Source organism: Phormidium sp. FACHB-1136 (assembly GCF_014697375.1).
GTDB lineage: Bacteria > Cyanobacteriota > Cyanobacteriia > Phormidesmidales > Phormidesmidaceae > Nodosilinea.
On sequence record NZ_JACJRS010000004.1, the window covers coordinates 79,956 to 94,882 of the forward strand.

Sequence of the window (14,927 nt, forward strand, 5' to 3'; positions counted from 1 at the left end):
AGTGGCCATCCCTTGTTTTTTCATGTTTGTGTAGGTTTAGCAGAGCAGATCCTATGGTTAGCATCAGACCTGACGAAATTAGCAGCATCATTAAGCAGCAGATCGAGCAGTACAACCAGGAGGTCAAGGTATCCAATGTGGGTACTGTGCTCCAGGTGGGTGACGGGATTGCTCGCATCTATGGCCTGGAAAACGTCATGGCCAGCGAGCTGCTGGAGTTTGAAGACGGCACCGTGGGCATCGCCCTTAATCTGGAGGAGGACAATGTCGGTGCGGTGCTGATGGGCGACGGCATCAATATCCGGGAGGGGAGCCCGGTATCCGCAACGGGCAAAATTGCTTCGGTGCCCGTGGGTGACGCCATGCTGGGTCGGGTGGTGGATGCCCTAGCCCGTCCCATCGACGGCAAGGGTGACATTCAAGCCAGCGAAACCCGCCTGATTGAGTCTCCGGCCCCTGGTATCATCGCTCGGAAGTCGGTGTATGAGCCGATGCAGACCGGGATTACCGCCATCGACGCCATGATTCCCATCGGTCGCGGCCAGCGTGAGCTGATCATCGGCGACCGTCAGACCGGGAAAACTGCTATCGCCATCGACACCATCCTGAACCAGAAGTCTGAGGACGTGGTGTGCGTCTACGTGGCTGTGGGTCAGAAAGCGGCCTCTGTGGCTCAGGTGGTTGATGTGCTGCGGGAACGCGGTGCTCTGGACTACACCATCGTGGTTGCGGCTAACGCCAACGACCCCGCGCCGCTGCAATACCTGGCTCCCTATACCGGGGCCGCCCTAGCCGAGTACTTCATGTACCAAGGCAAGGCCACCCTGGTGGTGTACGACGATTTGACTAAGCAGGCCCAAGCCTACCGTCAAATGTCTCTGCTGCTGCGTCGTCCCCCCGGTCGTGAAGCTTACCCCGGTGACGTGTTCTACCTGCACTCTCGTTTGCTGGAGCGCGCTGCTAAGCTCAGCCCCGAATTGGGCGAAGGCAGCATGACCGCTCTGCCCATCATCGAAACCCAGGCTGGCGACGTGTCCGCCTACATTCCCACCAACGTGATTTCCATCACCGACGGTCAGATTTTCCTGTCCTCCGACTTGTTCAACTCCGGTCTGCGTCCCGCCATCAACGCGGGTATTTCCGTGTCCCGGGTGGGTTCTGCGGCCCAAATCAAGGCCATGAAGCAGGTGGCGGGTAAGGTGAAGCTGGAACTGGCCCAGTTCGACGAACTGCAAGCCTTCTCCCAGTTTGCCTCTGACCTAGATGCTTCGACCCAGAAGCAACTGGCCCGGGGTCAGCGTCTGCGGGAACTGCTGAAGCAGCCCCAATACTCTCCTCTGCCCGTGGAAGAGCAGGTCGCCATCATCTACGCCGGGATTAACGGCTACATGGATGAAATTCCTGCCGATAAAGTGGTGGACTTTGCTAAGTCTATGCGGGACTACATCCGCAACAACAAGCCCAAGTTCGCTGAACTGGTTCGCAGCGAGAAGAAACTGGGCGACGAGAGCGAAGCCCTGCTGAAGGCGGGGATTAACGAGGCTAAGGAAGCCTTCATGGCCGCCGCCTAGGCTCGACTTAAACCCGTTCTCCCAACCGAGGGATCACACCTTAAGTTGGGAGAACGCTCCCGCAATAACGGCTGAGGATAGATTATGCCTAACCTAAAAGCAATTCGAGATCGCATTAAATCCGTTAAAAATACTCGCAAAATCACCGAAGCCATGCGACTGGTTGCCGCTGCTAAGGTGCGCCGTGCCCAAGAACAGGTGATTGCGACTCGTCCCTTTGCGGATCGACTAGCCCAGGTGCTCTATGGCCTGCAAAGTCGGCTTAAGTTTGAAGATGTGGATCTGCCCCTGCTGAAGCAGCGGGAAGTCAACAACGTCGCTATTCTGGTCATCTCTGGAGATCGGGGTCTGTGCGGCGGTTACAACACCAACGTCATCCGTCGAGCAGAAATCCGGGCGAAGGAACTGGCGGCAGAGGGCATCAACTACCAGTATGTGCTGGTGGGTCGCAAGGCTAGTACCTACTTTAAGCGGCGGGAACAGCCCATTGAAGCCAGCTTTACCGGACTAGAGCAAATTCCCAATGCTGAGGAAGCCTCTCGCATTGCTGATGAGCTTTTGGCGCTGTTCTTGTCGGGCAAGGTGGATCGGGTTGAACTGATCTACACTCGGTTTGTCTCCCTAGTGAGCTCTCGTCCTGTGGTTCAAACGCTGCTGCCGCTGGATGCCCAAGGATTAGAGGCCGCAGACGACGAGATTTTCCGACTCACCACTCGGGGTGGCAACTTTGAAGTTCAGCGGGAAAAAGTGGCTTCTCAAGTCACCATGAACTTCCCTCAGGACATGATCTTCGAGCAAGATCCTGTGCAAATCCTCGATGCCCTGCTGCCCTTGTACCTAAATAACCAGATTCTTCGGGCGCTCCAGGAATCGGCGGCTAGCGAATTGGCCGCTCGGATGACGGCCATGAATAACGCTAGCGACAACGCTAAGGAACTGGCTAAGACCCTAAACCTGACCTACAACAAGGCTCGTCAAGCGGCCATTACCCAAGAAATTCTTGAGGTAGTCTCTGGTGCGAATGCGCTTGGCTAGGATTCGCGAATCTTAGCGTTAAAGGTAACGGGTTGGCATTGTAATTTTGCTAATCTTCCTCTAAAAGCGGGCTATTTTGCCCGCTTTTTTATTATTGCAGGTGGGGATTTTGCTAATCGTCGGTAGCATTGACCTAGGTCGAGGGGCCTTAGGTTGCCTTCAGCTTAACGATGGCCGCTATTCCCCCAGACAGCAGCTTCTTTACGTGGGGGGTATCGGTGTTTTAGGGTTGCTTCTCGGCACGGCCCTAGGCCAAGGGTAAATCCGAGCTTGGCTAGTGCCTTCCTAGGGGGTGTCATCAACTGGATAATACGGACTATGCCTAAGCGTTGCCGCGACGCTTGAGGGCCGCGACCATTTGCTGGCGAACGGCCTTGGCCCATTGGTCAAATTCGGCCTCGGGGCGCTGGGAATTTTGCACAGGGGTGGTGAGGCCGGAACTGGTGGCGGAACGTTGCATGATTAAAATCCTCTAAACGGCGTCTATGGCGTTGTTGGGGGAGGTCGGGAATGATCGTGGGCGATCCCAATCGGCTGTCCGATTCACACCCGGTTGCCCGCAATAACGCAAAATAGGCATTTCTAATAGATCTTATTATCACTGAAGTTGATCCCCGGCGGCAATCCGTCTAAAGAATGACGTGGGTTGTTTGGGATGGCCCGGTACCAGGGATCCTTGTAGACAGGGAAACCTGGCCTGGGATGGGGGACGGCGCTACGGTCATTCACTGGTTTCGATTCCTAGGCGACCGATTCGCACCGTCAATGTCACCCCTGCTCTGCCCTAGCGGTTGTAGGCGTTGCGTCATAAGCCCTTCCCATCACTCACAATCGCGCAGTGCCTCCAGATCTGCGGATACGATCTTGTCTAGGTGGCGCGTGATTTTGCCAATCTCCCAATCCCACCAGGCAATGTCTAGCAGGGCTTGAATGACGGTATCCTCAAAGCGCTGACGGAGGCATTGGGCCGGGTTGCCGCCGTAAACAGTGTAGGGTGGCACATCCCTGACCACCACGGATTTAGCCGCAATAATGGCCCCATCGCCAATGGTTACCCCCGGCATGATCACCGCTTCATAGCCAATCCACACATCATTACCCACGATGGTGTTGCCTCTGTGGGGTTGGCCATCGGCTAAGGGGGCAATGGTTTCCCAGCCGTTGCCAAAAATCTGAAAGGGATAGGTAGAAAATCCGTCCAGCTTATGATTGGCACCATTCATAATGAAGGTCACCCCTCTGGCCAAGGCGCAAAATTTTCCAATCACGAGCTGATCACCAACAAAGGGAAAGTGATACAGCACATTGCGCTCAAAATTTTCTGAGTCCTCCGGGTCATCGTAGTACGTATAGTCACCAATGATGATGTTCGGGTTGGATACGGTATTTTGAATGAAGCAGATTTGAGGAAATCCCTTCATCGGATGCTTGTCTTTTGGATCTGCGCCATACATCATCGCTGACTCTAGTCCGTAGTAAACGTCCTACTTTAGCCGCCCAAGGCCGAGGCTATTTCCTGGAAAAAAGTTTGCCTATTACCGGGCCATTGTCCCCACGGATGGACGCACCAATGGACGGTTTAGTAGAGGGCTACAGGTGGGAGCTTTGGGCGGCGGTAAACACTTGGTTCATCAAAAATGGTGCGATGGCTTGCAGGGGCAATACCTGTTGAGCGGCACCGAGGGCAATGGCTTCCTTGGGCATCCCAAACACGACGCAGGAGGCTTCGTCTTGGGCGATGGTGAGACTTCCGGCCTGGGCCATGGCCTGGAGTCCGTCGGATCCATCTCGGCCCATGCCCGTGAGCAGCACCCCCACGGCGGAACGACGATAGTAGCTAGCGACGGATTTAAACATCACCGTCACCGAAGGGCAGTGCCCCGCCACGGGAGCCCCCTGATGCAGGGCAAGCTGCCCACGGGGGCTAATTTCTAAGTGGTGCCGTTCGGGGGGGAAGTAGACGATCCCAGGCTGGGGATTTTCGCCCGGACTGGCAATTTTGACCTGAAGGCTGCAACTGCTGTTGAGCCAGTCGATTAGCCCCTGTAAAAAGCCTTCGCTGATGTGCTGCACGCAGAGGATGGGCACCGGAAAGGTTTTAGGTAGCTGCTGAAAAATCGCCAGTAGCGCCTGGGGGCCACCCGTAGACGCGCCAATGGCCAGCACCCTGGGGGCACGAATATCCATCGGTGTCGAGGCCACCGGGGGCCGTTGGATCAGGGGTTGGCGGACAGGGGGAGCCCCCTGTCGCCGCTGGGTAAACACCGAAACCCCGGATAGAACACGGATTTTGGCCAGTAGTTCGTTTTTGGATTTTTCGTACTCGGAGGCCAGCCCGGTGCGGGGTTTGGGGAAAATATCCAGCGCTCCGGCTTCCAAAATGCGGAACACATTCTGGGTGTCCTCCTCCTGCACCGAGGCGCTGACCACCAGGATGGGGCAGGGGTGACGGGCCATCACCTCCTGGGTGAGTTCGAGGCCGTTCATTTTGGGCATGTGCAGGTCGGTGCAGATCATGGTGGGGTTCACCATGGGAAACATAGCCAGGGCTTCTTGGCCGTTGCGGGCCACGCCCACCACCTCAATATCGGACGCTTCTCGAAAAATCCGCTGCAAAATGGCCAGGGCAACGGGAGAATCCTCCACAATCAACAGTCGAATACGACCAGGCATCTAGCGTCTCACTTCGATTAGGGATCAGACCCCAGGATTACGCGCCACCAGCCAGGATGAACCCGTAGAACAGTCCGGCCCCCATCACCGGGAGGCAGGGCGAGGGGCAGGCGGCGAGGGAATGGCAAAACCTGGATGGGGCTATATCAATCGTTCCAAGGTTTCGAGAAGCACTTCCTGATTAAAGCTACCCTTTGTAATGTAGGCATTGGCTCCGGCTTCGGCCCCCCGCTGGCGATCCGCATCGCTGGCCAGGGTTGTCACCAACACCACTGGTAACTCATTGTATTCTCGATGCTGCCGGATGCGCTCGGTGAGTTGCAGTCCGTCTAGGTTGGGCATTTGGATGTCGGAAATGACGGCATCGAAGGCGCGGGATTGCAGTTTGTTAAAGCCGTCCACCCCGTCCACCGCCGTGACCACCTCGTAGCCTGCCGATTCTAGGATGCGCTTCTCCTGGGTGCGGGTGGCGATGGAGTCTTCCACCAGCAGAATGCACCGAGGTCGCTGTTCCGCCAGCCCCATTTCGATGGCTCCATCCCCGCCAATGCCCAGGGCGGCCTGGTTGATGCGGTGGCGCACGGCGGCAATCAAATCCGGCGGATTCAGCACCATGCATACTTCGCCCGTACCCAAAATGGTGGCCCCCGAAATATAGCGCACCCGCTTGAGCAACTGACTCTGGGGCTTCAGCACCACATCCTGCTCGTCAATGAGGGCATCCACAAAAATGCCCAGCTTGTCGTGCCCGGTCTGCAAAATGATGCAGGACAGCCGCTGATCGGCGGATTTTACCCGCCCATTGCTACCCCCCGGTAGGCTTAGCAAGTCGGCCAACCACGCCACGGAGACGGGCTGGTTGTCAAAGACAATGGTGCTGTGGCCCTCCAGGGTAAAGATGTCGCTGGCCTGGACGAGGCAGGCAGTTTGGACAAACTCCACGGGTAGGGCGTAGGTGTGGCCGTTGGCCGTCACCAGCAGCACATGGGCGGTGGCCAAGGTGGTGCCGAGTTGGATGCGAATGGTGCAGCCTTGGCCAGGGGTGGAATGTACCTCAATACTGCCCTTGAGTCGTTCCACGTTCGTCCGCAGCACATCCAGACCCACCCCTCGGCCCGAAATTTCCGTCACCATGGTGCGGGTGGAAAAGCCCGGACTGAGGATCAGCGCCTGAATTTGCCCTGGAGTGAGCATTTCCAACTCTTCGGGCCGATACAGCCCCCGCCGCACCGCCGTTTGCTTGATGGACTCTACATCTAGCCCCCGGCCATCGTCGCAAATTTCTAGCACGATGCTGGTGGGGGTTTGGTAGCCGCGCAGGGTGATGGTGGCGGTTTCGGGCTTGCCCTTGCGCTTACGTTCCGCCGGAGATTCGATCCCGTGGTCGATGGCGTTGCGGATCATATGCAGCAGCGGATCCTTCATTTCCTCCAGGATGCGCTTGTCGGCACGGGTTTCGCCCCCTTCGATCACCAGTTCCACCTGTTTATTCTCCTGGCGGGCCAGGTCGCGCACCAGCCGGGGGAACAGGTTAAAAATGGTGGACAGGGGCAACAGCCGCAGGGTACGAATGCCCTCCTCCAGCCCGTCGGTGATCATCTCTAGGCGGGTGGTATCTTCGTAGAGGGCGCTGCTGAGCTGCCCCACCAGGCGACCCAGCAAATCCAAATGCTGCTCGGTGCGGCCATGGAAGCCCTCCAACTGCCGCCACACCTGTTTGCCCTGCTGGGCCTCGTGGAATAGGAAGCGATTCATGAACAAATCGCGACTCCATTCCTCCCACAGGTTGGTGATGGCGTCGATTTCCGCGAGGCGATGGGCCACCCGAATTTTCGTCACCGTCAACTCGCCGCTCTGGGTCATCAGCGAATCTAGGCTGGTGGTTGGCACCCGAATGGTCTCGATTTTGTACTTCGAGGCTTGGTCGAGGGCGTTGGTGGAGTCGTCAACGGCGGGGCCAGCGGAGGATGGGGATGGGGATGGCGGGGGCGGACTGTTGGGGGGCGGGGGCGTATCCGAGGACGCGCCCATCAGTTCTGCCAAGACGTAGAATACGTTGACCCCGGTGGGTTCGCCCGTGCTGGCTTCATGAACCAACTGTTTCATCGCCACCATGCCGTGGGCCAAACGGTCGCACACGTCGGCGGTGAGGGGCGTTTCTCCTCGCTTCACCGCTCCGAGGATGTTTTCGACCTGGTGGGCCACCTTGCCCAAATCCGCCACCCCCAGCATATTGCTGTCGCCTTTCAGGGAATGGGCCTCCCGCATGATGTTCTCCACCACGGAAAGATCCTGGGGATTTTTCTCTAGGTGCAAAATGCCCTCATCCAGGGCTTGCAGGCGTTCTTCGCTGGAGGTTTTGAACAGCGCCCGCATTTCGTCGTCGGCAATGTAGAGCGGGCTACGTTCTCCCGGTAGCGTCGGTGCTGGGGGAGCCTGGGTGCCGTTGGTGGGGGCTGGGCTGGGAGGCCGGGGCGGAGTCGCAGGAGCAGGGCTTGGCCCTAGGCCAAACAAATCTTCGTCCTCTGCCGTCGTCTGAGCCAAATCGGGGTTAACCGACGTTAGATCCGCCGTGTCCTCCGCTGGCACATCCAAGGAACTGTCGAAAATGGCACCGGGGGGAATGTCGTCATCGGGCGTGGGTTGCGACTTCTCTACGGGAGCGACGGATTCAACCTCCGAGAACAAATCCAGGGGCGATTCCGGTTCCTGGGTCGCCGCCGGGGGCACATCCACCGAGGGCGACGGAAACAGAAATTCCGCCAGATCATCATCCCCATCGTCCGCTGCAACTAGCGGGGTTGCCGTACGTGCGGCAGCTTCGGATTGCTGGGGTGCGGGTGGTTCCTCGTCGGCCATTTCCGCCGCCATCAGATCCGCCAGCACGTAGAACACCTTCATCTGGGCGGGTTCCCCGGTCACGGCTTCCTGGGCCATCTGGCGCATGGCCTCCATGGCCCGACCCAATCGGTCAAACAGGGTGGGGGTGAGCTTTCGTTCGCCCCGCTTAATCGCCCCAAAGATGTGCTCAATTTGGTGGGCCACCTTGCCCAGGTCTTCCACCCCCAGCATGTTGCTATCCCCTTTGAGGGAGTGGGCCTCCCGCATCAGGGCGGTGATGGTCTCCAGGTCTTCCGGGTGCTTTTCTAAATGCAGCAAGCCTTCATCCAGCACCTGGAAGCGCTCTTCGCTGGAGGTCTTAAAAATCTCTCGGAGTTCAATATCTTCAATCATTTCGGTAGGGTGCTCCCCTCCAACGTCTGCATTCGTTCCCAAACTGGGCCTAGCTGTCCTTGATTACTTTCTGATCTTTGGAATGGTGGGCCGTGCCCACCTTACGGTCTTTTCTGGCTCCCCTCTTCTCCCTGGGAGAGGGGTTGGGGGTGAGGGCTTCCGGCGATCCCCCTAAATCCCCCTTAGGAAGGGGGACTTTGACTCCAGTTCCCCCCTTCCTAAGGGGGGCTAGGGGGGATCAACGCCCCAAGGCCAAGCCCTTAAATCGCGGTCTTCAGCACGAGGGCGCTTTCATTGAGCTGGTGGGTGCCAATTTTGATTTGGCTGATGCCGTTGGCGGTTTCCTGGGCACCCGTATTCAGGCTATTCATGGCACTCACCACCTGCTGAATGGCCACCGCCTGCTGTTTCACATTGAGGGAAATTTGCTGACTATTCAGCACCACATTGTTCACGGCATCGGCCACCCCAGCGAAGGCGTCGGAGGTTTCCTCGGCGATTTTCACCCCCTCTTCTACGGTCTTGGTGCCCTCGTCAGTGACCATCACCGTGGAGTTAATGGCGGTTTGAATATCGGCCACCAGGGCATTGATTTTCTCGGCGGATTTCTTGCTTTGGTCGGCCAGTTTCCGAATTTCGCCGGAGACCACCGCAAAGCCCTTGCCGTGTTCCCCCGCCCGCACCGCTTCCACCGCCGCATTCAGGGCAAGCATGTTGGTTTGGTTGGCCAAATCGCTCACCAGGCCAGAAATGCCGCCAATTTGGCTGGTTTGCTCACTCAGGCGCAGGATTTGATCGGCAATGGCTTCCACTTTTTCCCTCAGGGTGGTCATGCCATCCAGGCTGCGTTCCACCGCACGGGTGCCGCCCTCGGCCAATTTGAGTGCCTGCTGGGCTCCGGCAGCCGCCGCTTCCGCCTGTTCGGAAGATTGCCGGGAGGAAGCCCCCAATTCATCCATTGTCGTGGTGGTTTCGCTGACGCTGGCGGCCTGCTGACTGCTGGTGCGTTCCTGCTGTTCTACACTGGCGGCAATTTCGCTGGCCGAACTGGCAATATCCCCCGCCGCTTCGTTCATCATTCGAGCCGTTTTGGTAATAATCCAGGTGCCGATCATGGCCGATAACACCAGGGACGAAACCACAGCCACAATCAGGGTAAATTGCAACCGTTCCAGCGCATCAGACTGAAGATCCTGACTTTCCCGGACGACCTCACTTTGTAGCTCTACAATTTTAGTCAAAGCCTCCTTTAAATCATTAGAAACCGTACGGGCATCATCGACTTTCCATAGCTCAACAGCCTCTTCCCTACGGCCTGAGCTAATCATATTAGCCAGAGTATCATTCACCTCCACAAACTTGTCTAGGTTGATTTTTACCTCTGAAAAGACCTCAATGACCTCTGGAACCGTCAGGGATTGATCTAACTCATCTACCGTGGAAAATGCAGAGCTTCTTGCCCTGGTTAGCGCATCCCTAGAGGCGGTCTCTCCATCCAGCAGATAGGCTCGGATTTCTCGTGACATATCGTGGAGATCAATGGATAAGCCCATGATTCGATTTTGGTTTTGCCAAGTTTTATCCAAAATGCCATCTAACGCCTTTAATTGACGCACATTGATGACTGTAACCCCAGCAGATACTATGAGGGCCGCAATCGGTACTGAGTAGCCCAAAATAATCCAGTGACGTAGTTTCCAACCTTTGCGGCCTTCCATGACGGTTCTCCTTTAGGTTCTCCGTTAAATCGCAGTCTTGAGTAACAGGGCACTTTCATTCAGTTGATGGGTGCCGATTTTGATTTGGCTAATACCGTTGGCAGTTTCCTGGGCACCTGTATTGAGGCTATTCATGGCACTCACCACCTGTTGAATGGCCACCGCCTGTTGTTTTACGTTGAGGGAAATTTGCTGACTATTCAGCACCACATTGTTGACGGCATCGGCTACTCCAGCAAAAGCATCGGAGGTTTCTTCAGCAGTTTTCACCCCTTCTTCTACGGTTTTAGTGCCCTCATCCGTCACCATCACCGTGGAGTTAATGGCGGTTTGGATATCTGCGACGAGGGCATTGATTTTCTCAGCGGATTTTTTGCTTTGGTCAGCTAGTTTGCGAATTTCTCCAGAAACCACCGCAAAGCCCTTGCCATGTTCCCCCGCTCGTACCGCTTCCACGGCAGCATTCAGGGCCAGCATGTTGGTTTGGTTAGCCAGGTCGCTCACCAGCCCAGAAATTCCGCCAATTTGGCTGGTTTGTTCGCTCAACCGCAAAATTTGGTCGGCAATAGCTTCCACCTTCTCTCGCAGGGTAGTCATGCCATCCAGGCTGCGTTCTACCGCCCTGGCCCCGCCCTCTGCCAGTTTGAGCGCCTGCTGTGCCCCCGCCGCTGCCGCTTCCGCCTGTTCCGACGACTGCCGAGAGGATGCCCCCAATTCATCCATGGTGGTTGTGGTTTCGCTAACACTGGCTGCCTGCTGGCTGCTCGTGCGTTCCTGCTGCTCCACACTGGCAGCAATTTCGCTGGCCGAACTGGCAATGTCCCCAGCGGCCTGGTTCATCATTTTGGCGGTCTTGGTGATAATCCAGGTGCCAATAATGGCGGATAAAATCACAGACAAGGTTGCTGCCGTAATCAACGTAAATTGTAGCCGTGCTAGAGCCGCTTCCTGGAGTTCCTGATCCGCCATGACAATTTCATTCTCAAGCTCTTCCATTGCCATTAAAAGATCAGAGACATCGTTGGACAAAGCTCTGCCGTCCTGGACTTTCCAAGCTTCAATAGCCGCCGCTGTACCCTGGCCCTTGGCCACATCGACCAGCCGTTGATTCGTATCAACAAGCTGTTGCAACAGCCCAGAAATATCCGATAGATACTCCCGCTGCCGCTCATCTTTTATCAACCCATCTAGAGATTCTAGTGTGCTAGAAATTTCTTCCCTTGAGGCGTTGAAATTCTCAATGGAGACCTGGCTTTGATCCATAATGTAGCCACGGGTTGTCCGAGATACGGTTTGAACCTCGGTATCTAGGCCGCTAATCAGGTCTTTCACTTCCCAAGTTCTAACTAGCTCCTCAGAAACCTTAGTGAGTTGACGCACATTAACCACCGTCACCCCAGCGGAAATGATCAGGGCAATGACCGGAACCGAATACCCAAAAATGATCCAGTGACGTAGCTTCCAAACTTTGCGGCCTTCCATGGCGATTCTCCTTAGAACAGGTAAATGCAAAACGAATTAGTGAGAAAAGGATGTGAGGTTAGTTGAGGTGTTATTCAAGGCCGTACATCTCCTTGATATGGGTCATAGCATCACTCCTTTCCCTAACCCGATTGATTCACTACAAGCTCGCCCTGGGTTAGCAATTTGGGCAAGTCTAAGAGACTCATCATTGAGTCTTGATACCGGGCGATGCCCTTCAGGTATTCGTTGTCACTGGAATGAATGGCAGCAGGAATCGAGGCAATTTCCGAGGGCTGTACATAGACCACATCGTAGACCTCATCCACTACCACCCCCGCCACCAGGGAACCGAGGCGCATCACTACCGCCTTATCCGGCTTGCGCTCGGCACTGGGGGCCAGGTTCAAAAAGCGGCGAATATCCACCAAGGTCAAAATTTCGCCCCGCAGGTTCATATTGCCGACAATGTGGGACGGACAGCAGGGAATCGGCGTAATTTGGGGCACCTCGGTAAACTCATGCACCGACTCCAGCCCAAGGGCAAACTGTTCCCCCTCCAAACTCACCACCGCCAGGGCCGACAGCCCAGCAAAATTCTCATCCTCCGCCACCTGGGCCAACCCCGCCGCCCGATCCTGCAACACCATCTGGGCCTCTGGGCTAAACTGCGCCATAAAGGTGTTGTGTAGCTGGCCCAGCGCCTCTGGTTCGGCCTCTTCATGGATCGCCGCGTAGCCCTCCACCAGGGTTTCTGGGTTCAACAGAATGATGATTTGACTGCCAAACTTCGCTAACCCCGTGGTCATCGACCGCTCCGCTTTGCCGATGTAGGGCGTATCCAGGCGGCTGGAAATATCGGCGGTAGCAATGTCCTCCACATTTTGAATATCATCCACCACCAGCCCCAGGCGATGATCCCCGTATTTGACCAAAATCACCGCTTGGTTGAGGGTATTGGGTTGTCGTGGCTTGCCCAGGCAGACCTTGAGGTTGAGCACGGGCAGCAGTTGCCCCCGCAGGTTCAACACCCCCGCCACCTCCGGCCCCGACTCGGGCACCGAGGTCAGCCCTGGAAGAAAGAAAATTTCCTGCACCACCCCCGCCGCTAGGCCATAGTGGAGGCCATCGAGGGTGAACAAAAGATAGGATTCATGGTTCATTGTCGTTGTCCCCAGGGGAAAGCGTGCCGCCCCTTGGCTGCTGTCGATGAAGGGTCAGGGACAGAAAGCCAGCCGACGGGCTACCGTCACGATTTTAGGCTTCGATTTCATCATGCCCTTTCTATTTTTGACAATCACCATCGCACACAAAAATCCACGCTTTAGCAAATAACTTCGCAAACAACCGCGTAGTTTTTTCTAGGGATGTTACAGCCCAGTCTTTATCCTAGGGAAATACCCGTAAAATCTAAAGAAAATCTAAAGGCGAAAATCGTTGACTGAGGCCATCAGCCCTAATGCTTGCACCGATGGAAGTCTACAGCATAAGCCATAGTTCAATCATGACAAATTGAGGCTAGGGTGCTAATGACCAACCCTGATTAGCCCCCCGAACGCCCCAATGCCGCTGGCCGACGCACGATTAATTGAGCCGTTAGGAGGCCGCCGAACGTTTTTGTAAATGGTCTCGCCACTGACCAGCTGTAGTGCCATTGTGGGCATCTAGCACCGTATCAGGGGGCAGTTTAGACAACAAATCGAGGGCATGGCTCCGCATTTTTTGGGCTTTTTCGGGCTGTCGCTCTCGTTCATAAATGATGGCAAGATCGAGATAGGCGTTCACAAAACCATGATCAAGATAGGTAATTTTTCGTAGATGGTTCTTGGCAATCTCAAGTTCGTTTTGGTCTTCTGCAATTTGGGCCAACAAATAGTAAATTTCTACATTCATGGGCTGGCGCTGAAGCACCTGCTGACAAAGTTGTTTCGCCTGATCGTAGTGGCCCATATTGGCGTAGGCCTGGGCGGCAATGGCGTAGGCTCTGTCGCAGTGGGGATGGGTACTAAAAATTGCCTTGGCCCGTTCAATGGCGCTTGTGTAGGATTCCTTCCTGAGTAGGGTTTCGGCCTCTTTTAAGGCGGTTTCTAGGTTGGGGTCGAGGCCGGGTTGGGGCGGGTTGTAGGGGCGGAGAGACGATGGGGTGGCGGCGGGTTTAGATCGTGCCGTGGAGCGATTGGATGGCCGGATGGACGAGTGAGGGGAAGCGGATCGGCGGTTGGCGGCTGGGGAAGCGGCGGCGGTTGGCGAAGTCGAGGTTGGGAACACCGACAACGGATCTGAACTGATGGCGTTAGGCGCAGGGGGCAGACCCAGACCCTTGGATCGTCGATGGGCCTGTTTTTGATACACGATGGACTCTGGGAAGCTAATTAAGTGGAATTGAGTAGTGTCTTGGGCATAGAGTTCGGTGTGCCCGGTGATCAAATAGCCATCGGGGATCAAACTTTGGTGAAACTTATGAATGATTTGACTAATCGCCCATTCATCTAGATAAATAAAGACGTTGCGACATAGAATTAAATCTAGGTCATAGAGCCGACTAGCCTGATTTGGAAAGGGGTCTTTTAGCAGGTTACCGTACTGAAAGGTGACGTATTGTCGTAGAGTATCGTTGATTTGAAAAAGTTGTTGTCGGGCATGAAAATATTTTTGTTGGATATTAGGGGGCACTTGCCGAAATGACCAACTGCTGTAGATTCCTTTACGGGCATAGTTCACTGCCGATTGGCTAATGTCAGACCCGATTAACATGACATCCCACTGATGCCACGGAAACTGCATTTCGTCCAGCACAATGGCAATGGAATAGAGTTCTTCTCCGGTGGAACAGCCCGCACTCCACACTCGCAACCGGGGACGACTTCCCTGAACCTCAGCTTCCTGGCGCTTACGCTGAATGATCCTAGGCAATAGGTTTTCCTGAAGCAGGCGGTACTGATTTTTATCTCGAAAGAAATAGCTTTCGTTGATGGTCAAAATCGAGTAAAGTTCCTGCCATTCTGAGAGTCCCTCTTGGCCGATTGATCCCTGAAGTTCCCTAGCCGGATTATTTAGCTCTTGCACCAACCGTTGATAGTAGCCGTTCAGGGTCGATAGGCCCAGCGTTCTGGCCCGCTGCCACAGTTTCTCCGACAGGGTTTTGTAGTCCTGGGGACGGACATGAATCCCGGAATGGGTGGCAATGAGTCGGCTGATTTGCTGTAGTGTCGAAGTCTCGTCCATGGCCAAAACC

General features: G+C 55.6%; 11 protein-coding genes. 3 read left to right on the forward strand and 8 right to left on the reverse strand.

Going from position 1 to position 14,927, the window contains the following annotated elements; translation table 11 throughout:
* Positions 1-53: 53 nt before the first annotated feature.
* From atpA to H6G62_RS02540, 3 genes are all read left to right on the forward strand, one after another.
* Complete coding sequence (atpA, locus tag H6G62_RS02530; RefSeq protein WP_190492541.1) at positions 54-1,571, forward strand: F0F1 ATP synthase subunit alpha; 1,518 nt, start codon at positions 54-56, stop codon at positions 1,569-1,571.
* An 84-nt stretch (positions 1,572-1,655) separates the two neighbouring features.
* Positions 1,656-2,606, forward strand: a complete 951-nt coding sequence (locus H6G62_RS02535) for a F0F1 ATP synthase subunit gamma (protein WP_190492542.1) — start codon at positions 1,656-1,658, stop codon at positions 2,604-2,606.
* A gap of 76 nt (positions 2,607-2,682) precedes the next feature.
* Positions 2,683-2,868 (forward strand): hypothetical protein, encoded by a 186-nt coding sequence (locus H6G62_RS02540; protein WP_190492543.1) that lies wholly within the window; start codon positions 2,683-2,685, stop codon positions 2,866-2,868.
* 60 nt (positions 2,869-2,928) lie between these two features.
* Here the strand turns inward: H6G62_RS02540 and H6G62_RS02545 are convergent, their stop codons facing one another.
* The 8 genes from H6G62_RS02545 to H6G62_RS02580 all read right to left on the reverse strand — a co-directional run bounded on the left by H6G62_RS02545 (position 2,929) and on the right by H6G62_RS02580 (position 14,917).
* Positions 2,929-3,066 carry a hypothetical protein gene (locus tag H6G62_RS02545; RefSeq protein ID WP_190492544.1) on the reverse strand — a complete coding sequence of 46 codons (138 nt, stop codon included), beginning with the start codon at positions 3,064-3,066 and terminating at the stop codon, positions 2,929-2,931.
* Between the two features lie 361 nt (positions 3,067-3,427).
* A complete protein-coding gene (locus H6G62_RS02550) occupies positions 3,428-4,060 on the reverse strand; it encodes a Vat family streptogramin A O-acetyltransferase (RefSeq protein ID WP_190492566.1) in 633 nt (210 codons plus the stop codon).
* Positions 4,061-4,196: 136 nt separating this feature from the next.
* Complete coding sequence (gene cheB / locus H6G62_RS02555; protein ID WP_190492545.1) at positions 4,197-5,279, reverse strand: chemotaxis-specific protein-glutamate methyltransferase CheB; 1,083 nt, start codon at positions 5,277-5,279, stop codon at positions 4,197-4,199.
* Positions 5,280-5,420: 141 nt separating this feature from the next.
* Positions 5,421-8,513: an Hpt domain-containing protein gene (locus H6G62_RS02560; RefSeq protein WP_190492546.1), complete on the reverse strand. Its 3,093-nt coding sequence runs from the start codon at positions 8,511-8,513 to the stop codon at positions 5,421-5,423.
* A 260-nt stretch (positions 8,514-8,773) separates the two neighbouring features.
* Positions 8,774-10,231, reverse strand: a complete 1,458-nt coding sequence (locus H6G62_RS02565) for a methyl-accepting chemotaxis protein (RefSeq protein ID WP_190492547.1) — start codon at positions 10,229-10,231, stop codon at positions 8,774-8,776.
* A gap of 24 nt (positions 10,232-10,255) precedes the next feature.
* Positions 10,256-11,713: a methyl-accepting chemotaxis protein gene (locus H6G62_RS02570; protein WP_190492548.1), complete on the reverse strand. Its 1,458-nt coding sequence runs from the start codon at positions 11,711-11,713 to the stop codon at positions 10,256-10,258.
* A gap of 122 nt (positions 11,714-11,835) precedes the next feature.
* Complete coding sequence (locus H6G62_RS02575) at positions 11,836-12,855, reverse strand: chemotaxis protein CheW (protein WP_190492549.1); 1,020 nt, start codon at positions 12,853-12,855, stop codon at positions 11,836-11,838.
* 433 nt (positions 12,856-13,288) lie between these two features.
* A complete protein-coding gene (locus tag H6G62_RS02580) occupies positions 13,289-14,917 on the reverse strand; it encodes a CheR family methyltransferase (protein ID WP_190492550.1) in 1,629 nt (542 codons plus the stop codon).
* Positions 14,918-14,927 lie beyond the last annotated feature (10 nt).

Excerpts from the sequence above, each read along its gene's own strand:
- atpA (WP_190492541.1), top strand. The coding sequence starts at position 54 with ATGGTTAGCATCAGACCTGACGAAATTAGCAGCATCATTAAGCAGCAG.
- H6G62_RS02535 (WP_190492542.1), top strand. The coding sequence starts at position 1,656 with ATGCCTAACCTAAAAGCAATTCGAGATCGCATTAAATCCGTTAAAAAT.
- H6G62_RS02545 (WP_190492544.1), bottom strand. The coding sequence starts at position 3,066 with ATGCAACGTTCCGCCACCAGTTCCGGCCTCACCACCCCTGTGCAAAAT.
- H6G62_RS02550 (WP_190492566.1), bottom strand. The coding sequence starts at position 4,060 with ATGTATGGCGCAGATCCAAAAGACAAGCATCCGATGAAGGGATTTCCT.
- cheB (WP_190492545.1), bottom strand. The coding sequence starts at position 5,279 with ATGCCTGGTCGTATTCGACTGTTGATTGTGGAGGATTCTCCCGTTGCC.
- H6G62_RS02560 (WP_190492546.1), bottom strand. The coding sequence starts at position 8,513 with ATGATTGAAGATATTGAACTCCGAGAGATTTTTAAGACCTCCAGCGAA.
- H6G62_RS02565 (WP_190492547.1), bottom strand. The coding sequence starts at position 10,231 with ATGGAAGGCCGCAAAGGTTGGAAACTACGTCACTGGATTATTTTGGGC.
- H6G62_RS02570 (WP_190492548.1), bottom strand. The coding sequence starts at position 11,713 with ATGGAAGGCCGCAAAGTTTGGAAGCTACGTCACTGGATCATTTTTGGG.
- H6G62_RS02575 (WP_190492549.1), bottom strand. The coding sequence starts at position 12,855 with ATGAACCATGAATCCTATCTTTTGTTCACCCTCGATGGCCTCCACTAT.
- H6G62_RS02580 (WP_190492550.1), bottom strand. The coding sequence starts at position 14,917 with ATGGACGAGACTTCGACACTACAGCAAATCAGCCGACTCATTGCCACC.